This window comes from Bradyrhizobium sp. CIR18 (assembly GCF_014198295.1).
GTDB lineage: Bacteria > Pseudomonadota > Alphaproteobacteria > Rhizobiales > Xanthobacteraceae > Bradyrhizobium.
Map to the genome: position 1 here is coordinate 183,178 of NZ_JACIHF010000009.1, position 25,113 is coordinate 208,290.

Annotated in this window: 13 protein-coding genes; 2 read left to right on the forward strand and 11 right to left on the reverse strand. The window is 59.8% G+C overall.

The window, feature by feature from the left end; translation table 11 throughout:
* The first annotated feature begins 958 nt into the window (after positions 1-958).
* Positions 959-2,185, forward strand: coding sequence for a DNA cytosine methyltransferase (locus GGD65_RS26135; RefSeq protein ID WP_183237059.1), 1,227 nt, complete (start codon positions 959-961; stop codon positions 2,183-2,185).
* Positions 2,186-2,635: a very short patch repair endonuclease gene (locus GGD65_RS26140; protein ID WP_283813706.1), complete on the forward strand. Its 450-nt coding sequence runs from the start codon at positions 2,186-2,188 to the stop codon at positions 2,633-2,635.
* Here the strand turns inward: GGD65_RS26140 and GGD65_RS26145 are convergent.
* The 11 genes from GGD65_RS26145 to GGD65_RS26195 form a co-directional block, all read right to left on the reverse strand.
* A complete protein-coding gene (locus tag GGD65_RS26145; RefSeq protein ID WP_183237061.1) occupies positions 2,595-3,383 on the reverse strand; it encodes a hypothetical protein in 789 nt (262 codons plus the stop codon). The genes GGD65_RS26140 and GGD65_RS26145 overlap by 41 nt on opposite strands.
* A gap of 465 nt (positions 3,384-3,848) precedes the next feature.
* Positions 3,849-4,715, reverse strand: a complete 867-nt coding sequence (locus GGD65_RS26150) for a thymidylate synthase (RefSeq protein WP_183237062.1) — start codon at positions 4,713-4,715, stop codon at positions 3,849-3,851.
* A complete protein-coding gene (locus GGD65_RS26155) occupies positions 4,712-5,509 on the reverse strand; it encodes a dCTP deaminase domain-containing protein (protein WP_183237063.1) in 798 nt (265 codons plus the stop codon). The genes GGD65_RS26150 and GGD65_RS26155 overlap by 4 nt, the downstream gene beginning before the upstream one ends.
* Positions 5,510-6,044: 535 nt before the next feature.
* Positions 6,045-7,046: a hypothetical protein gene (locus GGD65_RS26160; RefSeq protein ID WP_183237064.1), complete on the reverse strand. Its 1,002-nt coding sequence runs from the start codon at positions 7,044-7,046 to the stop codon at positions 6,045-6,047.
* Positions 7,047-7,081: 35 nt separating this feature from the next.
* Positions 7,082-7,777 carry a M23 family metallopeptidase gene (locus tag GGD65_RS26165; RefSeq protein ID WP_183237065.1) on the reverse strand — a complete coding sequence of 232 codons (696 nt, stop codon included), beginning with the start codon at positions 7,775-7,777 and terminating at the stop codon, positions 7,082-7,084.
* A 37-nt stretch (positions 7,778-7,814) separates the two neighbouring features.
* The gene (locus GGD65_RS26170; protein WP_183237066.1) at positions 7,815-8,789 is read right to left on the reverse strand and encodes a hypothetical protein; all 975 of its coding nucleotides are present in this window, start codon (positions 8,787-8,789) and stop codon (positions 7,815-7,817) included.
* A gap of 45 nt (positions 8,790-8,834) precedes the next feature.
* Positions 8,835-14,798 (reverse strand): hypothetical protein, encoded by a 5,964-nt coding sequence (locus GGD65_RS26175; protein WP_183237067.1) that lies wholly within the window; start codon positions 14,796-14,798, stop codon positions 8,835-8,837.
* A 5-nt stretch (positions 14,799-14,803) separates the two neighbouring features.
* The gene (locus GGD65_RS26180) at positions 14,804-23,023 is read right to left on the reverse strand and encodes a hypothetical protein (protein ID WP_183237068.1); all 8,220 of its coding nucleotides are present in this window, start codon (positions 23,021-23,023) and stop codon (positions 14,804-14,806) included.
* 277 nt (positions 23,024-23,300) lie between these two features.
* On the reverse strand, positions 23,301-24,029 hold the full coding sequence (locus tag GGD65_RS26185; RefSeq protein WP_183237069.1) for a hypothetical protein: 729 nt from the start codon (positions 24,027-24,029) through the stop codon (positions 23,301-23,303).
* A gap of 13 nt (positions 24,030-24,042) precedes the next feature.
* The gene (locus GGD65_RS26190) at positions 24,043-24,609 is read right to left on the reverse strand and encodes a hypothetical protein (protein ID WP_183237070.1); all 567 of its coding nucleotides are present in this window, start codon (positions 24,607-24,609) and stop codon (positions 24,043-24,045) included.
* A 16-nt stretch (positions 24,610-24,625) separates the two neighbouring features.
* The gene (locus GGD65_RS26195; RefSeq protein WP_183237071.1) at positions 24,626-25,042 is read right to left on the reverse strand and encodes a hypothetical protein; all 417 of its coding nucleotides are present in this window, start codon (positions 25,040-25,042) and stop codon (positions 24,626-24,628) included.
* Between the last annotated feature and the right edge of the window lie 71 nt (positions 25,043-25,113).

Genomic DNA, 25,113 nt, shown 5'->3' on the forward strand with positions numbered 1-25,113 from the left:
TGGCGCAGCGCGCAGACCAACGATCAGGTCGAGGACCGTCCCGCATACAAGGCTCGCGAGCGGAGCGCTCGATCGCTGTGGCATCGTTTGCCACAGGGCATACGCGGTATGCGCCAAGTATGCGAACTAGGACAAATCAAGAGCTCCTGTCGTGACGGTCATCAATTCCGCGAAATCTTCGGAATCATGGGCGCGGGACGCAAGATCTATGAATCTCTCGAAGACGTGGTGCATGTTGCAGTCTGCAACGCGCAAAATTAGTGCCGATTCAGTCGTCGGGCCGCAACAGGGAATCCGTCTTACAACTGTGTGCGCTAGCCTTGGAAGGCTACTTAGGCATTTTCTCTTCGCATGGAGCCGCCGAGCTGAATTCGCGAAATCCCAATGCCCGTTTTGTCGGGGACGCGCCAGGTACGAGGACTGTTGGACATGTCCGCCGGTGGGAACTCCTTGCGGTGCGCGTCGTTACAGCACAGCCGGCCGACGCTGCGCTGGCAGTCGAGGGCCGGCCAGAACGCGTAGAGATCCACGCGCTCCAACTACTCGAAAAGTTAGAACCGACGCAGCACCAGAAAACCACAGCGACGGAGCGACGCCACGCTTTGTCAGACTCACGCCTTACTGTGTGAGTCAAAGTGGCGGTCGGGGCGGCAAGCCCGACAAAGCGGGGGCGGTATCCCTCTGTTATCTAATGAGATTTCAAGAATCGCAGGCGGCGAGAGTACAAGTCAGACGTACTCCGGCGAACTTTTTGGTCGAGGTCTATCGGACGGCCTGCTGTTCGATAGCCCACAGGCTCCGGGCTTCCACAGCTGAGCGGCAGTTATCCCCAAGAGCTGAAAGCGCTCCAATCATGACATGTTGCAAGTCTGAGGAGCGCGCTCGACTCTCGAGTTTTCGGGGCGAGCGTGCCATAGTCCCGAAAGTTGCAGCGATTCGATAGGGCGCGGGGATTGTAATGCCGCAGTTCGACATAACCGCGATCTTCGGCGGCATCGGGGGCCTAGAGCTCGGATTGGAAAAGGCGGGGCACCGGACCTCGCTTTTTTGTGAAGCCGATCCGGACGCGGTAACTGTCCTCAGACAGCGGTTCCCGAAAGTTCCCGTTGCGCTCGACGTACGGCATACGGACGAACTGGTGGAGCGCATTTCCCGGAAGTCGAACCTGCTGACAGCAGGGTTTCCGTGCACCGATCTCAGCCAAGCCGGAACGACGCGCGGTTTTTCAGGCGGCCGGTCGAGCCTAATCAGAGAAACGATTGATCTCCTGCGGCGGCGCCCGTTTCCAAATGTGTTGATTGAGAATGTGCCGAACTGGCGACATCTCCACGGCGGAGAATACCTGCGCGAAGTTCTGGGGGCGCTTGAAGATCTCGGCTACCGTTGGGCATACCGAACCATAGACGCGCGGGCTTTCGGCTTACCGCAGCGACGTCTCCGAATTTTCCTTTACGCTACGCTCAAAGGCGACCCGCGGGATGTGCTGTTCCATGGCGACGTCACTCCCGAGCAGCGCACTATTCCACTCGACGAGGCGGCCCACGGGTTTTACTGGACCGAAGGAACGCGTGGTCTCGGATGGGGAGAGGACTGCGTGCCGACGCTTAAAGGCGGCTCCGCGATCGGTATTCCTGCCCCTCCAGCCATACTGATGCCGACCATGGCGATTGTGACGCCAGACTTGGTCGATGTGGAACGTCTTCAGGGATTGTCCGCCGGCTGGACGGATTTCGAGGAGCGAGATTCGCTCGTGGGCGGTGGTCGGTTCAACAAGCGGCGCCGCTGGATGCTCGTCGGCAACGCCGTCAATGTCGAAGTTTCGGGATGGATCGGAAAGCGCCTATTTGATCGCAAGACATTCTCCGGCGAACCAGGAGAGGTCCTCTCTGCCGAAGATTCGTGGCCGGCGGCCGCTTGGTTCGACGGCAAAGTTCGGCGACGGGTGCATCTCGGCACTTGGCCGGTCAATCGCAAGCTGAAATCATTGGCCGGCTTTCTTTCGAAGCCCGGTGTGCCGCTTTCGATCCGGGCGACGGCAGGATTTTACAAGCGCATCAATGCGAGCAGATTGTCGTTCAAGCCGGGGTTCGTCGATGCCGTCGGCAAGCATTTGAGGCGTATGGAGCGTCTCACGGGCTCGGAGGAGACGAAAGCAAAGGGGCCGATTCTCACCAAGGCAGCGTAGTTGGGTAAGCGGAAGCTCGTCGAGACTGATGTCAAGACCTCAGAGCGCATGAAGCGCATCCGCAGGCGCGACACGGCTCCTGAACTCCTCGTCCGGGCTTGGCTCTGGAGACGTGGGACTCGGTTCACAACGCACAACGGCGATCTGCCGGGCTCGCCCGATCTTGCAAATCGATCCAAGCGCTGGGGAATCTTTGTACATGGATGCTTCTGGCACGGCCATGAAGGCTGCAAAAAAGCAACCGTCCCCAAGCGGAACAATTCATTTTGGGTCGAAAAGATTGCAGGTAATCGTGCGCGCGATTTGAAAAAGGAAAAAGCACTGGGGGAGCTCGGCTTCAAAGTTCTCGTGGTCTGGCAATGCGAAGCAGAGCGGCTTGGTGGGGACCGGACAATCGAAAGAAAACTGCTTAGTCTTCTTCCTCATCCTCCTCGACGGGTGGGGCAGTGACTTTCTCGGGCGCAGCGTCTTCCCATTCGAAGCGTGGGCTGTTTCTCCGATCGTATGTTTCCACAATTTCTTGAACGAGCTGTGGAAACGATAGCATGGTTGCCGGCTTCCCGGTGCGAGGTGGCTTCGACATCACGTCGAAGAACGTGACCTCGCCGAAGTGCTTTTCGTCGGCATCATATAGCCCAACAAACACACGTTCGAACAGCATCGCAGGATCTTTTGGATTTTCTCGTCCTGTCCGGAATCGGAAGACCTGGACGGCCTGACCGAAGCTAGACGGAGCATTTTTGCCGCCGTCGTCGCACGCATCCAATGGAAGAAAGATCACTGCTACCATGACGGCGTACGGTTGTCGTTCGTGATAATCGGAAGCTTCCGCCCGGAGCTCTCCGTCTGCGCGCGTATAGTTCTTGGTGTAGCGCTTCGTCGTGGCGTCGCGAAAATTGATCGTCTTAATCGAAACTCCGAGCCCGAGCCCGAGTTCGACGGTCGAATAATTTACGTCGAGCTTCTTGAAGCCCTTCGACGAGCGAGCCTTCGACTCTTGCCCCTTACCGCTGGAGTCAGGAAGTATGTCCGGAAAGGCAGATCGCAACGCATCAGCGAATCGTTGCGCGAGTCTTCGGGACAGGAGCTCTGCATAATTCTTCTTTTGCTCTCTGGTGACCGTCTTTGATCGATCCCCAGCGGCTCGGAGTTCCGCTGCAATATTGTTGGGGAGAGCAGATGCGCCGCTTCGAGCCATGAATTTCCACTGCCATCGCGAATCACTGCGAGCATGTAATCTTAGGTCACTCTGCAATGGAGGGGTACAAAGTAGCCGCAGCTTTTCCACTCGCAATAAACTCGGCTCGCGTTATCCTACGATCTTGTTGCAGGCTCACGCTTTCGCAATTGTCGAATTACTACAATGAACTACGATGAATTCACTAGAGATGGTCGGTCGCGCTACGATCTGTTCGCTAGGACAGTAGTGACCATCCTTCGGTCAGCAATCGATGCCGAGCCGCGGATTTTCGAGTGCAGCAAATTACCTCGCGAGCGAAGGACCTCGTATCACTCAATCGCAAGCTCACAGAGAGGGGACTACTTGAGAGCAGCTCGATCGAAGAGCAACCAAAAGATCTCGCTGGCTGTAGACTGATCTTTTCCACCAACACTGACGTGGACCGCTTTCTCGCCTCCGGGCCGGTGCAAGAAAACTTTGTGATCATCGACTGCTTATCGTATCGCGATGCTCCACGAGGATTTGTGCCATGCTTGCCCAATAGGGGGCCAATCCATGCTCGAGCCCACGGCCGAGACCGAGGCGAAGTTGCTCCTCACATGCTAGAAAGGATGACAATTGGCTCACATCGCTCATAGGAGGCATCGGTCGAGAACCGGTCTCCTGCGCTTGGATCACTCGTTCAGCGAGCCGAAAGTGCCGTTCGTATATGTGCAGCGATGCCGCAACGTGATGATAGCTTCCGAGATTAAGACCTAGAGTCGCGGCCATAAGTTCTTGCAACATTGTGAAGACAAATAGGTCGTACGGAAGCCCCCACACCGCGTCGTTGCTTCGCATATTGACCACCGCATGGAGTGCGCCGGCACGAACAAGAAACTGAAGACTTGTCGCGCAAGCGACATCTCTACCGCTCAAATACGGTCCTCCAACGTTCTGAAAGGTCAATATCGCCCGACGACTTTCGGGATCTGTTCGTAAGAGGTTTGTGACGGCCGACCATTGGCTTTCACCGTCGGCTTGAGCCGAAAAGATTTTGTGTCCGTAGCAGCTGCCAGCAATACTAACGCCATCATCTGAAAAATCGCTCCACCGCTTCGCGTAATATGAGATGAAGTCCACTTTGTCGGACGCCGCAGCATGCCAGCAGAATTCACCGACGGCGAGCGGTAAGCTCCAACGACGTTCAGGGATCGTTACGCAACGGTTGCGCGGGTTCGTCAGTTCAAATGCAACGAAAAGAAGTTCTCGCGTCGCCTCGCGTCGAGGAGCGCTCGCTCGACCACTCTTCATGATCTCCTGAAGTGCCCACCGTTGGATTTGGTCGGCGGAATCAAATGCGGGAGTCATTGCTTTGCTGCTGGTTGTAATGGTTGTGGTGCGGGCGAGGGTGTCATCACGCGACGTTCGAGTAGATCAATCTTCGCTGATAGTTCCTGATTTTGTTCTTTGAGATCGCGAGCGAGCCGTTCAAACACATCCCTACTTGCCAGCAGAGAGGCAGCGTCTCCCGTCTGAAGATAGCGTTGCGTCTGGATATTGGCGAAGTTCAAAAAGAAGGTCAGAAAAGCTAGGCCTAGTGCGGCTAGCGAAACGTAGGTAAAGATTTGCGTCCTGTAGGTGTCGAAAGTTTCTTTCGCTAGCTTCTGGAGGACCTCGGATACGTTGAGGAATGTATTCCCGAATCGTCCTTGGACGCGTCGTCGTCGATCAGCTAGATAGGATTGATCGTCGACAAATGTGCTCGGCAGTTTGTCGACATCCTGTTCTAGCTTCTGAAAAGTAAGCCGAAGAAACACGTCGCCTTTGGCGAGAAGACGCTCGTTCTTTCCAAAGTTCACGAGAAAACTGGAGAGGGGTCCCTTCCAGCCGGGGTCAATGATGCCGATGTTGAGCGCGAGCACACCTTCGTTGCAGAGGCTCGTCTTTACCATTGCAAAGCCGGCAATATTTTTGGGCAGATTTATATGTTCAATCGAAACAACTTCAATAATGCCTTGTGCCGGCAGGGAGTAGTGCTCTTCAATCTTGCCGTCGTTTGTGAGAACGCTATCGAGGCGCAAATCGTAGCTTGCCCCCCGATAGCAATCTTCGATCCCGCCGACGATTAAGCCGAGATCTCGAATTTGTGAACCTGTTAGCATTCCGAAGCCCCGCTGAGCGAATGCACGTTCATACTACGTATTTGATGGATCAGTAAGCGATCGCGCGTTCTAGCTTAGCGCTTATTTTTCAAATGCTTGCCAACGTCCCACCGGTTATTACGGCAAGCTGTCCGCGACGACGCGCCGTCGTCGACCCTTGGCGCACTGCCTGTTGCACCACGCCCGGTCCAGGCTCGACCAGGGTGGTCGCTTTTGCATCCTCCACGCCGCGTACGACGTCAATTACCGGATGGCCTTCTGCCTTCGCAGCCCGCAGCTGATTAAGGAAGGCACCAGCGTCCATTCCTTTGCGTTCCATGATGTGCACGGTGCCCGCTGGGATCAGACCAAAAAAGGAGGGGTTGCTTCCGGCGGCACCGGGAATCGCCGACTGGTTTGAAACTTGGGTAAAGATGTCTCCTCATCCATGTTAATCGCCGCGGACGCGCCCAGACATTTTTCAAGACTGACGGCGGGGCACCGCACAGCAATTCTCGACATCCCCCGACATTCGTTCAACCGAACCGGCATCAATTTAGTGGGCCGACCTAATGCGTGAGATTGCTTCAGTTATCAAGTGACGTATCGAAGCGGCAGGCACACAGGGCTCCAAGTGACCGCCTCGCACAACAAATACTTCTGGCCGAAGGACGAACAAAGCGGTCAGGTCGTCCCACAACGAAGTCTTAGCCCATCCGTCCGGATTTGCTCGTAGTATGTCGGCGATCACGGCAGACACACCGCCTTTTGTTCGAAGTTCATTCACCCAAACATTGTTGGGGACAAACGCAAACACGCGCTGCCCCGTCCTGTCTACGCCGGGCTCTGCTTGACCGCAGGACTCTGGTCCCTGCGGTATGTCGATCCAGTTCGCACGAAGCTTTCGATCGGCTCGCTTTTGTCGTCCAACCAGGAGATCATACGCTGCCAAGCAAGAATTGATATCAAATGTACAATTGAATCCAGTTGGCTCGCCACCCGGCTCGTCAGGATATGGTCGGCCTTGAGCGACAATCCGGTCGACCTTTTCCAGTAGCTCTGGCGCATATCGCATAAAGGAGGTCCACGGTCCAATGACAACCAGGGAAATAGCTGAACACTTCGAGGTAAGATCGCCTAACATCGACACCATGTCTGCGGACTCAGGCGACGCGACGATGGCTGCTCCAAGCAATCCGTTGAGCCGCTCGGCGGAATCTCTCCACCGGGGAAAATCGGGCTTGGGAGTGTATCCCCTTCGCGGGTTGGCGCTGGCGCCGGCAACCACAGGAATCGACAACCCTGATCGCCGTATGAATTCCCCCATGGCACCGGCTCCTTCATTCGATCGTGATATCCCCTCGGTTACGACGATCGCAGTCAGCCGCCCGGTCGACGCGATTACTGCCACCGCGCGATAGTCATCGAGATCCGCATCGCTATCGACGACGATACAGGACTCAGCAAAGCAAGCCGCGGTCATCGAGAAGAAACAACTACCAAACGCCACGCCGCACCGGATCAGCCAACGCGAGAAAGCCATCAGACTGACCTCCATCTCCAATCAGCTCTTTCACACCGAAAAGCTCTAACCTACAGGAGGCAACCGGGGGTGTTCTGCAGCGTGACTTCGGGGTTCTTAATGCCGAGATCGAGCATGTCGCCCTGGAAATACTCTTGGCTAATTTCCACCCAGTCCTCGGCGTTCTTTATCGCAGCAGCGATCGGACCATTCTGCTTCGCCAGATCGAGCTTTGCCGCCCTGATGATCGCAAAGTGAAGATGCGCGATTAGGTTCTTTTCTTTTAAGCACTTTGCGTTGCCAGTGTAACCAACTTTGCCGAGACTATCGCCAGCCTTCACACATTTGCCGACAATCACCGCCACCGATTGGAGGTGCCCATAGACCGAGTAGTCTCCATCTCCATGGTCGATTAACACTGTCTTGCCCATCGCCCCCCAGTCCCCGGCTACGTCAACGCGCCCGGGCTTGCTGACGACAACGCCTGTTCCTTCGTTGGCGTTGATGTCGAGGGCGTTGTGCGGCCGTCCACCCTTCCTTGGTGAATTCACCTGACCACCTTCCGCACACCCATCGGGACCTCTTACTGCTCCGCCACCAACGACAGGACAAATGTACTTGTTTCGCAACGGCGCGAGCTCGGCAGGAGTATTGCATGGAGCAGCATTCACAATGCCGCCGCCGAAAAGTACGGCAACGACCAAGACAACAACTGGCGTAAAAATAGCAAGGAAGCGTGACATATGACAGTTACCTTCGTTTCTCATGGCTTAGTCTCCCTCATTATCAATGAGCGCCTGTTCATCAATTGGAGTAAAGTGAGCCGAACGCCAGGCGATTTAAACTCGCCAATCCGGGAAGCACGCCTTTGCAGCTCGCAGCAGGCTTGGTGCCTTGGATCTTGTACGTCTTGTACTTGTTGAGATCATACCCGTGCAGGAAAAATACGTAGGCCTCGCCCATCGCCACGCGATCGGTCTTCTTGAAAAAATCAAAGTTGGCGATGCCGACTGCCGGCAGCCACGTCTCTCGGAATAGTTTTCGGCGAGCGACATTCCCGCCCTGGCCGGTCAGGAATTGTCCGGCGAAATCGAAGCCTGGGTGAGCAGCCTTCAGATCGTTCCGTACGTTGACGGTGACCAGAGCCGAGTTTGCGGCAAGAAACGTCTCGACCGTGCCCTGCTCGAAAGCCACCATTTTAAGATCGAAGTCCAGCGCGTCGAGACGCTCCGTAGGCGCGGCTGCCGATGGATCGCGCGGCTGGCGCCAGGTCAGCATCAATTTTTGAATGACCTTGAAATTCCTAGCGAAAAGTTCGGCGTTGGTCTTGATCAGGAGATTCTCGGTATCCGGCGTCAGGCCGGCCGCATCCTTGATTATTTTCCACAGTTCCACCGCGCCAACGCTGTACGTGGCGGTGACGTCGGCCGCAGCATCAAAAAACCTGACGCAGCGCAGCTCCTGCGGAACATCGGCGGCAAAATGCAGGGCATAGCTCAGCGCGTCGTAGAATGCGTGCCGTTGGCCGACCGTCGTGTAATCGTTCGGCCGGTCATTCTTGACGTTGAAAGCAAACGCATTGAGGAAGCGAATCCCCGGAATTCCAGGACCGGGAATCATGGATGCAATCGCGCTCCTGCGCTTCAGCAGCCAGTCGTTCCGATCCGCCAATATCCAGTCCCCGGTCGAGGCAATCTCGGCCGTGCTGCCGACTTCCTTCGCGCTCGACTGCGATACGATAGCAACCGCAAGGACGACGGCACACCAAAGCTTTCCCATTCCCGCCTCCATCGTCAGGTGCGCGCAGCGCTCCTGGAATCTTCATCAATGCGCTCCCGGAATTCGCACCCGCGCCGCGAAGCGCGGGCCCGAAGCAACCAGCTTCGATGTTGCGTGCGGGTCCTGGGTTGCCGCGGGCCGAAGATCGACTTCGTCGAAGACGATCTCATGCGACGTCGATTCCGTCGCAACCGGATCGTAATCCAGCCGGAACGTGTGGCTCCAGAGCAGCCCCGAGTCGCCGCGGATCGGCATCACAAATTCTGGCTTGCTGCCGACGGCGCCCGATCCGGCATCCTCCCAGCACCAGAGGACATCCACTTCTTCCTGATTGTCGGGGAGCTTGCTGCGCTTCAACAGCGTCGGCCGCACTACCGGCCGTTGCATGAGCAGCTTCTCGTCCTTGTCGGTCACGAGATCGTCGTCCGCAGCGGCGATCGAACCGGCGCCCTCGACGGTCAATGTCACCAGGTATTGGCCCTGCTCCCGCCGCGTCGACACACGTACGCGCCGGCGCGGCAGGATCTGCACCATGGCCACGGTCGGTTCGGAAACCTTGCGCCCCTCCATCGCGTTCTCCTGATACCTGACGAGTCCAAACCGGACCCAGCCGTCCGGGAAATCGCGACCTGAAATTTCGACATCGACGTACCAGGTTTCGTCGATCGGATCGAACAAGGGCTCGTAGGTCAGCAGCGCGACGTGAAGAACGAACTGCTCTCCCGTGTCCGGGTCCTTCGGAAGCGGCATTGCAATCGACGGCACGCGTTGCGCCCTTGGCGGCGCGCCCTCGCGCGGATAGGCATCGCGGAACGCCTCAAGCGGCATGAAGTCGCCGCGATCGAAACTGCCGCCGTGGCGAATGGGATCCGACCCGGCGCGCGTGATATAGCCGCCGCCCCGGGTCTGGTCGCGCAGGATGGTTGCGACCTCCTTGGGTAAATTGTCCGCATCGGGAGGTACCTCCTTATTCGGATCAAATTCCGTACGCGTCGACGGTTGCTCAAATATCGTCGGAGGCCACAGCGCGATGCCGAGCTTCTCGCCCTCTCCGGACGAGAACCACGGGCGACGGAATCTCAGCCGGGCGAGCATTCTCCGCTCGATGTCAACGGCGCCCGTCTTGTCGTCCTGCTGCAGCGACCAGACAAAGGCCGGCAGAACGCTCTGCGGATCGATCGGCTGCGGGCGCCGGGTCGAGGGGATCCAGAGCTCAACGCTGGATTTCCGGGCAGCCTCGGTATTTTCCCTGCTGGACCGCGACGTCACCCATATCTTCTGCCTGGCTTCCTTGGCTTTGGGCTTGGCCAACTCGTCCAGCGCATTCCGAGCAAGGCTCGTCAGGTTGCGCGGCGCATGCTCGAAAACATCGCGAAAGCGGGTCTCGGTTTCGATATCCAGCGACATCTTTCGAGCCTTGTCGTCCGATGGAACGTACCTCTTGAGATCCAGCCGCATCTGCCCTCTGGCATCTACCAATACATCGACGTTCTCGGTACCGAATTTGCGCTCGTCCAAGCGATCGGACGGGTTGAGACCTTCCAGACGAGCAAGCGGCAATCGCTCCGGCTTGAAGGACGTTTGCCCGGTCCAGGTATCGACGCTGAAGCCGTACAATTCCGGTCGCGTGTACCTGCCCTTCTGGCCCTTTTCCAGAACTAGATGCTTGTCCTGAAGTTCAGTACCCAGTTCGTCCGGACGTCGGCCCAGCCGCTCATCGTCGAACAGGTCGGTCAATGGATGGGAGAGCTCCGCAAAAATCGTGACCGAATGAGCGCTGTCGAGGTCGGCCCGGATGCTGCCGCCGATCAGCACGTCCGTGGCGAGTTCCTCGTGCGTGACCGGCGCGCCGCCGCCCTTCTTGTGCCAGGTCCCGACAAGGTGTTCGCGCACCCATTGTTGCCGCGCTTTGTCGTCGGCGAAATTGCGTCGAATGACTTCGAGGCCACCGTTCCGAAGATTGGGCGTGGCCTGCGCATCGCCGTTGGCTTCAAAGGACGGAGCGAAATTCGGCCGGCTGACCGCATGCGCAATCCGCAGCGAGCGGACCGCTGCGAGCTCCTTGATCGGCCGTCGCAGCATCTGTTCACGTATCATCTGGGCGATATCGCGCCGCACGCTGCCGGCCGGCAGCGGCAATCCGCCCATGCCGCATTCACCGATGGTCGGCTTGCGCTTTTGCCATACCGACAGCCGTCTGCGCAGCGAAGCGAAATCGGTGTCGCCGATGATGCCTTGTATTCCGGCCAGACACGCCAGATTGGCGTTGCCGATCTTGCCGCTGACAAACACCTTGTTGTCGGTATCGGCGGTCCCGGCCTCGTTGAGGCAACTGCGGGCGACGGCCAGCACCGCGCTGGACTCGACGGCATCGAACCATTTCTCGAGCTGGTCCAGTGACGGCACGCACCAGACGTCGAGATCGAAATCGTCGCCCGGCGCAAGCTTGGCGGTAATCCTTCGCGCCGGAACGCGCCCCTGATCGATCGTTTTCGAATTCAGTTCTTCCTTCCTGAAATCGCCGCCGGCAAGCGTTCCGGTTTCCGTACTGGTGGAATTCAGAACGGCGGCCTGCGTGAGCGTTCGCTTGTTCAACCCGCCGCGGACCACGTCCAGTACGGCCACCATCCGATCGGGATAGCGCAGGGCTTCGTGGGTCAGCGGGATCACGACCGGGTCGCCGTCGACATAGTCGGCCGACTGGTCCCGGTTGGGATCGGCTGCCAGTTGCGGCGAAAACATCCGCCGGCGGAGGGCGAACACCATGGATTCCGCTGCCGGGTCGGGAAAATACGGCTCCTGCCGCTTCAGATGCGTGTCGTTGCGCTGTGCGCCGGTCGTCGGCTGCAGAACGAAAACGGGATCGCGCGCCTGCGCCGCGGTCGGACCGGAAGGCGCGACGCCCGCCGGCGTGGCATTTGGAAGCGCGGGCTCCCTCAGCACAATCGCGTTGTCGGGTGAACGGATCGGGAAGCCACCCCTGGAGTAATTGTAGGCAACGTTGCGCAGTCCATCCAGCGGACGCTCGACCTGAACTGCGCGCGTCATGGCCGGCTCCTCCGGATTTCTGACCGTGATCGTTCCCGCCACGGCGGCGCCCGACACCAGCACGCCATGCAGCTCCGCGAAATTCTGCGAGACCCCGGGCGCAACGAAGATGCGGCGGACCTGGGTCAGATCGAGCGAGGCATCGGCGCCATTGATCTCGGAAGTAGCCGTTCTGACGACCGCCTCTCGCGAGCCCTGGTCGCGCAGGCGGTTTTCCCCCTTGGCTTTGGCGGCGATGAGTTCGGACTGCGGCACCGTCACCGCGGGCGACAATATCCTTTCGTGGCGCAGAAAGCGCCGGCCATGCGCACGCGGGGAATCGGCGATGTCCGGCACCGCGCTCTCCGGCGGCAACGACGGCTCGGGCAGCGCGAGCATGCCGCCGGCCGCCTCCTCATAGAGCGCGCGCGCACGTTCCAGCGGCAGCGTGACACCGCCTTGCAACTCCGCACGCATTCCGTAGCGGTAACGCTTGCCGAACAGCAGCGGCGGAATGCGGTAGCTGAGACCCTCGTCATCCGGCAGTTCATAGTGGCGGGAGATTCCGAGATCCTCGGCGGGATCGACAACGATCTCGACTTCGCTGCCATCCCAGGCGCGAATACATTGCAGCCCGAGCGGATCGCCTTCCCAGCTCACCAGGATCTCTTCCGGGAAGCGGCGGCGGTCCTGCCCGATCCGCGAGCCCGGAACGACCGGCGTGCTGTCGAGGCGAATTCGCGCCTCCCGCGCTCCGTCCTTGTCGAAGCCCAGCCGGCGCAGCTCGTCCTCGATCAATTGCGGGCTTTGCGGAAACCTGTATGTCACCACGCGATTGCCGAGCGCGCGGAAGTGATGCGGCGCGTTCGCGTCGGACCTGACTCCGACATCGATCCTGAAACCAACCGTGAGCGCGGTAGCATCGAAAACAACCGGTGCCGGCGTCGCGGGATCGCGGCCGGCCTGACGGACCTTTTTATCGGCAAGCGCCTCCGCGGTCGCAGCGGCGCGCCAACGATCCACCAGTGTCAGCCCCATCGTACGATAGGTAGGACGGCTATCGACAGGGAGATCGAATCCGGCCGGACGCTCCGACCGGCCGTCGATCTCGTTCTGGGCCTGTTGCGCATCCTTGCGCTGCTTCCGGTCTTCCCGCCGCGCGCTCTCCGCCTTCGCGAGATTGATCTGGCTTTCCATCGCCGAAATGACGTCCAGCGACATGATCTCGTAGCGCGGACGACGCTCCGAGATCACCTTGGCGCGTCGACCTGCGCCTAGATCCAGCACGCCATCATATTGCAGCAGGCGCCCGTCACGGACTGCGGGCAGCATGTAGCGGATCTGGGTGTCGCCGCTCGCCGTCTTGCATTCCCTGCAGATTACACGGTCCGCAGCGCCGGTGATCTCATCGAGTTCGCTGTCCGTTGGATTGAGAAGCACCGCCGCAAGGTCCATTTCCTCGCGCGTGCAGGGAAAGAAATGGCCCTCCACCGCCGTAGCCTTGACGCCCTTGCCGCCGAACTGGGTCCCGCGCCAGGCGCTGCCGGTCGGATACCTTAACTTGGCGGTGGTCCAGGGCTGGCCGGCGCCGGCAGCGGCACTGAGGAACAGATAATGCGTGACGGGGAATGTGTCATGCGACGACGGAATGCTCTCCTCGTCGCGTGCGTCGGTATCGACCGTATCGAGCTCGTAGACGCAGGCGGGATTGAGCCACTGCAATATGTCGGCCAGGCTGTCATACGTCGGGCCGTCGCCGGATCGAGGCGCTTGGTCCCGCCGTTCATAGAAGTCACTCATGTCGCCGAGATCGGCTTCGACGTCGACGACAAACCGGAACACCCGCGCCAGCGCCGGGATACCCTGCAAGCCATACAGCTTGGTCTTGGCGGCCTGGGTCGATGGGTTCGTTCCCTCCGGCTCGGCAGGCTTCCATTTCACGCCCTCGGCGGGCGTGTTGTTCTTCATGTACTCCTTGAGCATGTCATCGAGCGACAACTGTGCGTCGTGCAGCGTCTGATGGGTGCGAAACATCGCGTGAAGCGCACTCTCCTCGGCGCTCGCGACCGGTTCTATCATCGATAGCGGCGTCCGGCAGGATGTCTCCTGGCACCGGAACGCGTCGAGATTTCCCAGCGCGCCTCGCGAACTTCCCGCATTGAGATAGGACAGCCGAAAATTGAACTGTGCCTTGATCCTGTCCCTGATCGCGTCGATGTCAGGGCCGTTCAATCCCGGCTGGTCGGCCGGCGGCGCGGTGCCGGCCAGCAGCGCGAGATCCTCGTCTTTCAGAATCCATTGCTTGAGATCGTGGATCGGATCGCAACCCGGCTCAATGGTCGGCTTGCCATCCTTCATCAAGGCGCCGAGCACCACGCGGGCGCGCCACGCTTGCAGGAACAGCGCCATATCGGCCCGCGGCACGTCGAGCAGATCGGAGCCGTCGCCGCTGGCGGCATTCGGCTGCGTCCCGGGATTGGCCGCGTAGCCGAAAATCGTCGCAAAGGCATCCCACGGCTGCGGGTTGGCGGTCGACTTGGCTCCCATCAAGCGCTGCCAGCACTGGGTTATGTCCGCAATCCGGCTGTCGTCTCCCGCACGCCGTTTGACGGCGAGCTTTCGATTGCGGTGCGCCTCATCGGGCGTTGGCCGCTGCGATCCGGCGTCAATCGATGCCGGCATGCAAGATACGGAGATCCGCATCTTTTCCGCGTTGCGCAGCAGTTTCGTCTCGATTTCACTCGGCCAGTTGGTCAAATCCACGATCAGGTCGCCGGCAGCCGCCGCGGGCTTCGGCTTCGGCGACAGCACCAGGCTGGCGCGGAGCTTGCGACGCGGCGTTCCATTCTGGTCGCGGCTGACCACGATGCCCCCCGCGACGACCTTGATATCGACGGCTACGTCGATCGGAGCGGTCACGCTCGCGAAAGGCCACGGCGACACCGCCTGGTAAGAGCTGGTTGGAGAAACTGTCGCGCTCATGGCTGTCAATCCTCGGGAAGCATCTTTCGATCGAAATACTTCTTGTAGCTACGCCAGGCATGTTCACGGGTCGCCACCTTGCTGGTGATCTTCACCCCATAGGGCGCGATCCTGTTCAGACGGTCCACCTTGGCCTGGTCCTGTTGGTCGCGATGCTGTCGAATGTTCTTGCGCGACGCCTTCTTCCAATCGTCCCACTTCTGCAACCATTGCGCGCGCTCTGCCGGAGTCGCCTTGTCGTCCAGCTTGAGCGGCGGCATCGGCGGAACGGCAGGCACCTGCGGTCCCGCGTCATTGGCAGTCAACTGTGCATAGCGCGTGCGCCCGGACCCGTCGGAATTGTCCGAGCTCGAACCGCTGCCGCTGAAGCCCTTGCCCTCCTGCCGCGCGACCGCGACATGGAATTCGATGTCGTCGAGGCCGTAGGAGAATGAGTAGCTGAAGACGGCCGAACCGCACATGCTGCCGCCATTCGCCTGGCCCATGCGCACGGTAAGCGAGGTCGACATCCCAAAGATCCAGATGTGTGCCGACCCGCCGGCAAAGAAATGTCCCTGGATCGTTGCGCCCCGCGACGCCGACTTGGCCAGAAAAACGCCCGTCGTGATGCGTCCGACGCCGCTCAACGGGCCGAACGCAAATGCCGCGACGCCGCCAAACTCGAATGAAGCTTCGACGCCAACAATCGTTTTCGCGTTGGCGTACAGGCCGACGTGTCCTCCGCCCCCATAGGGTGCTGCCGATATAATGAACGGATTGTCGCGCGACGACAACGCAACATGGAAGATCGCGTCGCCCGGTTCGAACGGAAGCATCACGCTTGCTTCGAGGCCGACATTGATGAACGAGACGGTGCCGATCGAGATGATGGGCAGGCCGAAACGATAGCCGGCTTCAAGGCCGAACATCGGCTGCGTCGTAAGCCTGAGAAAGAAGCCGTTGCCCTGCCCGCCGCACAACCATGCCTCGAGCTGCTTCAGGAACTCGACCTCCGGGCCCAGCTTGGACTCGACAAGATGGGTCTTGAAGTCCGGTTTGCCGCCGTTCAGCGACTTGAAACTGGCGCCGTCGAAGAACAGCGTGACGACATCGAATGCCTTCGTGAACAGCTTGATCTGGAACGGCTGGAAATGGCCCTCGACCTTCACCGAGCGGTCGCCGGTGAGAATGTTGAGGTGGGCTTCCGCCTTGATGACGAAATTGTCGTTCTCGCCGACCTCCCCCGCAGCTTCGCGGAATTTCGCCATGCCATCCGCGTAGTTCCACAGGTCGAACAACTCCTGCAGCGAACCGTGGGGCGCGAAAGCGGTGCTGTAATTGTAGCTCAGCGAGACATTGGCGGGCACCAGCGCCTTGATCTCGTTCTCGACGGTCTTGCGGATCTCGGCAAAGTCGATGAACCTCGCAAGGTCGAGCCGCAGCACGGTTTCGGACGCCGACTGAATCTGGTTGAACAGCACCACCAGCGAGGAGGTTCCCGGCGCCACGATGGTGATGATGGCGTCCGCATCGTCGGCGGTCAGTGCAGTACCGGCCGCCGCCTTGACCTGAAGTTCCTCGATCTTGGCCTTGTCGATCGAAATCTGATCGCTGGTATCGCTTTCATTGACGTAGAGAACGTTGTGAATATTGAAGAAGAACTTGTCGAGTATCCTCAGGGCGTCGACGGAGTTGACCTTGAGCTCGATCGCCTTTCGTTTGTCGTCAACGACACCGTAAACGCCGTCCAGAATATTCAGCATGGGCGCCGCCAGGCGCGAGGCTACGGCTATGACCTCGGTCTCGAGAACCGTTCCGAGATCGGTCAGCGAATATAGCTGCTCCAGCAGCCCTTGCTCAAAGGTACCGCGGACGCGGTCGATGGCTTGCTTGGCCGTCGAGAACATCTTGTCGGAGTCGGGGTCAAGAAGCTTGGCAATGTGCGCGGCCGCGTCCCCGTAAGCCTGCAGTTTCTCGGACGCTGACGACGCCGTCCGCGCCTTGACAACCGCGTCGCGGGCAAGCTTCAGCTCATCCGTGGTCCGCTTGACATAAGCTGCGACCAGAGGCTGCGCGGCGCTAAGTTCGCGTTGCCACGCCTGGAGCGTCGTATCGAGCTTGTCGGCGGCATCCTTGACGGCATCGCTCAGGGCTCCGAGCTGCGAGATGACGTCGGACGCCGCGGCCTCGAATTTCTGCTTGGCACCGCGCCGGAACTGGTCGGTCTCCGCCTGGGCGGCGGCCGTAAACGAGCTGGTCTGCTGCACCAGCAATTCGAGCACATGGTGGCCGACGTCGGCAACTTGTACCGCCAGCTCCATGCGCGCCGACTCGATCGCGGCCTTGATCGCCTGGTCAGTGAACGTACCGTTCCAGCCGTCCTGCACGCCCTTCATCGCCGTCAGGCTGACCGCAAACGCGGCTGCGGTCTGATCGATGGAGATGCCGGTAGCGAGCGCCAGCGCGCGCGCCCGATCGATGTTCAGTTTCAGATCGGCTGGGCTAGAGCAGACGGCCGTGGCCTTCTGATCGACCCAGGCCTGAAAATCGGCGGCTTGTGCCGGCGTCAGCGAACCGAAGAACGCGCGCCAGGCGTCGAGCACCTCGTTGATGCCACGCGCGGCAGAACCGACCGCTGTCACCAGCCTTTGCACTATCTCGCGCAACTCGCCCTTGCGCTGCGCGACAAGCTCTTTGAGCTTATCAAGCTCCTCTGCCCGCACGCCCGCCGGCGGGGGCACGATGTTGTCAAGCGCATCGATGAACTGGGTTGCGGAGACGAGGACGTCGCGGATGTCGGAACAGGTCTTTACCAACGGCCTGAGCACGGCGGGCGTACCCGTCGTCGCGGACTGGGCGGGATCGACGGCGCAGGTCAGTGCACCTTCCGGAGGTTCGGGCGTCGTCACAGCCGCAAATGCCAGAAGCAATCCCGCCACGTTCGCGCATGCCGTCTGCAGGCTGTCTTGCGCGATTGATTCGACCTGCCGGATCACGGCGGTCCGGTAGAACCTGAAAAACTCGTTCAGGTCACTGGACAAGCCTTCGACAGCCTGGGCCGGATCGCGCAGAAATATGCCCGACAGCCTCTGCTGCACGCCGAAGCACCTGCGAACGAACTCAACATAGTCCTGGTAGGCGGCGGGCGGCGTATAATTGCCGGCGAGCGTGCGCAGGTTGTTGATGCGTGACGTAACCCATGACCGCAATTGAGCCAGTGCGGCGTCAGCAAGAGACAGGGAGTCGTAGTAGGCTTGCAAGTCCGCCGCCATGTGCCCGAAGCATTCGCGGGCGTAGCGCGCAAAGTTGTCGGCGTCTGCGAACTTGAGGACGATCTGACCCCACTGATCCCGCGTATAGCCTGCGATGGGGCCGGCGATTCCAAGCGAGCCTGCGAAGCAGGTGATAAACCGCGTCGCCAGGTTGGGGACGCCGGCCGACCATCCAAACAGCGGCTCGTCCAGGAACAGGATATTGCGGCGCCATCTCTGCCCTTCCGGCCCGATAAACCACTTCTTGAACAGGTCTTCGATGTCTCCATCGATCACCGCAGCCGCCTGGAATGCGGTTTCCAGCAGAGGTTTGATCGCAGCGTTCGAGAGCGCCTCCGACAAGCTGCCGCGCAGTTCGGCCAGGAGCTGGCGGGCCTCGACCTTGAGCGGCGCGACCGGATCTTCGGCGACGAGCTCGATTTCAGTGAGCAGCCGTCGCGCGGCTTCGTAGAGCTTGCCGAACTCGATGCCGATGATTTGCTCTCGTTCCGTGTCGACATCCACCAGGTCTTTGGCGTCATCCGCGGCGACAGCTTCGGGCATCTCCCTGATGAACTTCGGCATCAGGCCATGGATCTCGTCCATGGCACTGGCAAGACCGGGAAGCAGGTCGCGAATGGTGACCTTCGGGCCGCTTCCGGGCTCCTCATAGAACTTGAAGGTTCCCTCATTGTAGAATTTGAAGTTGTCCTGGACCTTCTTCCATCGGCTTTGTACTCCGTCCAGATCGGTCCAGAGCTCGATCTGCTTCAATCCCTTTGCCAGCGCCCTGACCGCCTCAGCGGGCACGAGGTTCTGCGCCGCGTAGTTGACCATCTGCTTGATATCCGGCATCGCCTTGCGATTGCCCGAGGCAATCGCCGCGATCGTCAGCAGGTCCTTGAAGTCGACTATTCCGAGCAGCTTGGCCTTCGGGAAGAACGACTCGGGATCCAGGCTGCCGAAGTTCACGAATTTGAGCGGACCACCCCCGCCGCCTTGCTTGTTGCCGGTGCCGATCGGCCCGTTGCTGCGCGACAGCGCGGTGATGGGCACATTCGGCTTGGCGACACCGCCCGACCGGTCGCCGGAATTGTCGAACGACAGCTCCGCATCGTCGAGCAGTTCGAAGAATACCTCGGCCGGATTCTGCTTTTCCGCCGCCGTCGTCGACGACGTGGCGGCGAAGCCATGCAGCCGATAGTCGTCGAGATACCGCGCCCACACCGGGTGAGCCGCGCCGCCCGAGAGTCGCTCGAGCTGCTTGATCCGGACCTGGCTGCGCCGGATATAGGGATAGAAGGGCGGCTGATCGGCGCCCTCCATCATGGCGTCCATCTCAAACAGATCGTTGACTGCAGACTCCGGCTTCGGCGCGCGTCCCTCCGCACCCAAGACCCAGGCGATCGTTTCGTATCCGGTGGTCCCGCGCTGCTTCTCCTCGGCGTAGCGTCGCTCAACGCCGCCATGCAGGACCTGAACGAGTTGCTCTTCCGTGGACGCGCCGGGTCCTGGCTTCGGATCTTTGGCGAGCGACCGGTAGTAATTGCAGAGAGCGGCGATCGTCGCTGGATCATGCGCCGCCTTGTTGTCGACGAAAATCAGCGGCATCTCGACGGCTGCGGCCGATCCTTCGAGTTCAAGCTTGAACAGGATCTCGCGGCCTTTGGCCTTGCCGGTTCGTGGCCAGAACACCAGTCCCTGGAAATCGTAAGCAGTCCCCGCCGCACCGTCCGAAAGCGGATAGCGTGAAATCCTTCCGTTTTGACCGGGGCCAGTCGACGTGGGATCGGACACGTCATCGGTTGGGTCAACGATGTCAGGCGTCGACTGCGTCAGCACCTTGATGCCGCGCAACGGCCAGCGCCGCCCTTCGTCCGGATGGTACTTGCCAGGATATATCTTGTCCGGCTTGCCGATGCGCAGGAACATGCGTTGCACGAGATACGCCGTCGTGTAACCGCCCTGCGTATTGCGCAGGAATTTGCGTTCGGTCAATTTGACCAGCGTACAGCGGTGTCCGATCGGAAACAGGAAGCCCTTGTAGACGACTTCGACAACAACATCGCGGCCAAGCACGGTCTGCTGCCGCCAACGCTCGACGGTGAACGTCATTCTGGGGTCGTTTTTAACCCTCGCCTTGGCACTGGCGTCGAATCTTAATCCGGTGGGCGGTTCGAAGCCCGAGTTTAGCGTCATCGAGCCGCCCATCGCCGTCAGCGACAGCTCCGTAACGGTCAATGGACGGGGCCGGTAAATCGCTTCCTTGTTCTGCCCCTCGGCGTCTGGCCAGACCGCAAACCCCTCAGGTGGCATGAACTGGCCGCCATCCAGTTTCAGTCCCCCCGCCTTGTCAGGATCGTCAACCAGCCGCGGCAGCACCGGCAAGCCGTGCAGCGACGACAACGCCACGAGTTCGTGACGGTCGTAGCCATCCATCGCGGTTCGGTACCAGTTGTTCTTGCGCCGATATTCTTCGCCCCGCTCCGGGGCGTTGACCGATCCGTCCGCAAAGACCTCGCGCCTGAAATCGGACGACCAGACGGCGCGCACCTGAGGCCCGTTTTCGCGCGGTTGCTCGAGCTGCATTCGCCATAGCGGCACGTGGCCATAAGGCACGTGCTCGACATTGCGCAGCCGCGGCGTCCGCCATTTGGCCTTGTTGTCGGGCGACAACATCAACAGGGTCGGAAGTTCGATCGACGTTTCGAAGGGAGCCGGCTCCTGCATCAGCGAGCGAATGTTCTGCATTCGCTCGCCCCAACGCTTCTCTTCTTTTCCGGGCTCCGTATCCTTGTCCCTGATCTTGTCGACCGGAAACGCCTCGACACCGAAAAAGGCGAGCTCCTTTGCAACCGAAAGCGGATTGTCGAGGGAATGCGGATCCGTGACCTCCGGCGCCTCATAGCGCATGGCACGGCGAACGACCTTGAGGTCCAGCTTCGAGAAATCCGTCAGGCTGGCCACGTCGAGTTTTGCGGACCACGCCGGCGCCTTTGGACTGTCCGTGTTGGGCGCCACCTGAAAGGCGACCCGGGTCGGCCCCGAGAGCCGGGCCCTGGTCATCAGCGGCAATTTATTGGCTTCCTCTGCCTGAAGCAGTTTCATCACTCGCCGTTTGATTTCCGGCTGGATCGGATCTCCCGGCTGGCGACCGCCCCTCAGCTCCTTCTCGACGAGCTCGATGAAGTGGTTGTAATCGGTGTCCTTGCGCTTCTCCTTCTCGACCAGCGCGGCGAGTTGCTTGGCGTGCTCCGCCAGCGGCAGCTTCTTCGCTTTCAGTTCCTGATCCAGCGCGAGTTCATCCACCAGGACGTTTGGTGCAACGACATCACCCGGGACAGGCGCCTCCTCGCCCGGTTTCGCATCCCTGACTTCCTCGGGCAGAACCCGATAGATCGCCTCCTCAGCCACGTGCTGCGGCGGAAGTTCGACGAGGAAGAGGCTTTCGACCGGCGTCGCCTTGGGATCGCCCTTGGGCAACGGCAGCGCAATCGTTGCGGACTTCGCATTCAATACCAGGTCGAGGGCCTGGAAGCGGTATTTCAGGGCAACAAGGTCTTTGCTTCTGGTCACGGCAAGCGTTGCGTTATCGAGGGGTATTCGCGCGCCGCCTTCGCTGCCCAGCGTGACAACGTGTTTCGCGCCCTTCTTCTTTGTGTCCGGCAACTCGAATTCCACCAGGCCCCCGCGGAGATCGAGCCGGCTGAAATCGGAGCCCGCGACCTGGCGCCCGATGTGCGTAATCGCGGCGAAGCCCTCTATATCGAGCTTGCCGGCCTTTTCCGTCAGACTTATCGGATCGGTATCGGGACCTCCTCGCAACTCGACGGTGCCAAACGCTGCCTTCCAGGGAAATTCCTTCGGGGTCAAGCTGAGAGCGGATGTCGCCTCCCATGGCGAGGTCCCGCGCCGCGTCCACCATGTCTCCCCACGATCGAAATAGAACGGTCCGTCACGATGCCCGCTCTTGGCTTGACCATGACGGATGTAGAATTGTCCCGCTCCGGAGACGAGAAGGGCTTCTCGTAAGGCCCCGGCCGCACTTCCTTCGTGGGACAGCGGGATGCGCTCGAACGCAGCCGTGATCGCGGTTTCCAGCGAAACTTCGCCGCGAGCCTTCCCTTTCCTGCCGATCACGATCGGCTTCAAGTTCGATGCGACGTCATGAAACACGACCGCCAGACTGTGCGTCCCGGCAGGTATGCCGCTCCCGGCCCGGTAGCACGGCCCCCGATCGGCCATAGCCCGTCCGAAACGAAGTGACTTCGCGATGAGGTTTGCAGTCGCCAATCCGATGAGCGGCTGTTTCGAGGCAGCGTCGGCGGCTTCCAGTGACCATGAAAGATCGGGCAGGAAACTCAGCCGCGCCGCGGCCTCGCAGGTCGCGAAGCTCTTGCCAAGAATTCGATCCAGCAGCGACTGCCCGCTCTTCTTTGAACGAGCAAAGTACGGAACGTCTTTCCCATCGGGAGCAGCTTCGTCGATGCCGAAGGTTCCCGCCGGCAGCCGGCCCTTCGCGAGAAAGTCGGAGAAAAAAACCGCAGTACTGCGCTCATCGGCGAACAGTTTGGTCGCAACTAAAAACTGCCACCGTGACCCGCCCAGGCCTTCCCGCCGCTCGAACAGGAGTTCGATCGAACCCGCGGGAACACCGGCAAAACGAACCGGGTCGATTCGAATTTGCAGCTTGCTTCCGTGGCGCGTTGGTTCGATTTTGGCGTCTTCCGCGAATGCGGCCCGCGGCAACAGCCATTCAGGCAAGCCACCAAGTCGCAAACCGAGCACGCTCTGGTCGTTATTCCAAACCAGTTCAATATCACCGTCGTCGGCCGCAAAAGCCGGCGACCCGAAAGTGGCCGCAAGACCGCCTATGACTGTTCGTCGCGTAACCTTTGTTGCAAATCGCGCTCCTGCACCGGCAACGGAATTGCCTTCGTGCGGGTCACTCTGCTGATCTTGTGCCGCAGAGAACGGGCCGCCGTCGGTCGTCATGACATAGCACCTCACTCGGCACGCGCGCTCCGCGGTGCCGAACCAATGAAAGGTGATTGGGATTAATCGCCTGAAATCCTTCTCCGGCGATTCAAAATGCAATCTTTCGCCCGATCGGATTTCTTGAAAATTACGAAAACAACCAACACCACCTCAGTCCCCCTGTCATGGCCTGATGCGTCGTGCCGGACGAAACTGGCGGTTGAACGACGATCTCCCCAGCTTCCAGATAAAAATCCTGTGGCGCGTCGCTCTGACGTAACCGATGCGTTCACCTTCAACACCATGGGATACAAACTCTATGGCCACCAACACTTCCAACCTGGATGGGAGGAGGAGCAGACGGCAACTGTGGCAGTGGCGGCAGTTGCGGTAGCTGGCCGACTGGCGGGATGTTCAACCCTCCGATCGGAACACCAGGCATCAAGGTCGGCACCCAGGGCGCACGTACTGGCCCCTGCGGAGTAACCTGCAAAGGGTTGCGGATGAAGTCCGCCGCACTCCCGCCGATCCCGAGGCGCGCCATGATGTACTCGCGCGTCTGCGGCACCAGCGCGTTCGGTCCACCAAATGGCGTTCCTGCGAGCAATCGCCCCGCATCGATCTGCCGGGCGCCCTCGGGAATGACCTGTTGCATGCCACCAAACAAGAAGTAGCTTCCGACGTCCACGATCCTTTGATACGGCGCGACATTGTTACGGCATTCCTGGAACGCCTGGAAAATGGCCGCGATGCCTTCATCTCGCTTAGCCGAAATTCTTTCGATCGTGTCGATCAGATCGACCGCCGTAATGTTCCCGCTATTGTCGGCCTGCGGAAACCTGCGCGGATCGAAGCCCTTGGACTGAGCGGCGGCCGCGATCTTCATGAAATAGTCGATGGTGTGCTGATATTGCTCGCGGACCAGGGCATCGCCTTGACCGGCGGCGTCGCTGCACATGTCTGCCCTGACCGATCCAATTGCAAGAACCGACGCCAGCAGCGACAGGAAGATGGACCTCAACATCTCAGCCTCCCGTCTAACAGCCGCCAAAAATCTTCTTGGGATCGCGGATGATGCAAGCCACATCCCCGCCGATGCCCAATCCGTTCAGCACGTCGTCCCGCAACTTCGGGATCAGGGCGTTTGGACCGCCGAACGGCGTGCCGGACAGCAATTGGGAAACATCAACATGCGTCATCCTGTTCGGAAGAACTGCTGACAATCCGCCTGTTGCAAAGAACACCGCCGCGTCGGTGATCTTTTGCGGAACGGCGAAGCCCTTGTTGCACTCGTCTACAGCCTGTGCGACCTGCTTGTAGCCGCTGGCTTTCTGAATCGCGAGTTTCGTCACCAGTTCGACCAGATCCACCGGCTCGACGCCGCCCTGCGGAGTCACGTAGGGATATCTCTTGGGATCGAATCCCTTCTCTTTCAGGGCCCCGCTGATCTTCATGAAGAGGTCGAGCTTCGGATCGTATACGCTGTTGATTTGTTGGTACCCCTTGTCGCCGGCTTCGACACATTTGTCCGCCGCGAACGCGGCCGAAGTTGCAAGTTGAACGAGGGCGGTTAGGGCCAAGCCAGAAACGCGAAGCGATGTCATTTGCCTCCTCCTTTTATCAGCATCCCGTTACGGTGATTTTGATTCCAATCTGGTTCAGAAACTTGATCACGTCGTTGTTGGGTCCCGGCCCGCAGCGAAGGTCGTTGTTGATGTTGGTGAGGATCTTCAAGAGATCATTATTAGGACCTGGACCGTACTTGAGATCGTTGAGCATGGTGTTGATCGCCTTCACCAGGTCGTTGTTCTTGCCGAACGGATCATCCTTGCCCAACTCGACCGCGATCTGCGCCAGCGCCATGATGATGAGTCCGGTCGCCGGATCGATATCGCCGCAAGCGTTGGCTGCGCAAACTTGCGCGGCGATTGCAACGTTCTTGGCGACGTCCTGAGAGAATGACTGAGAAGAAAAGAGCAGAAGGAATCCCAGCGCAAACGTCGATATTCTGCGATTGAATTTCATTGTCGCCTCCACGAGACATATTGATCTCTTGTCGAGAAGGAATTTCGCCGGGCAGAGCGGACGAACGCTGCGGCAGGAAATCC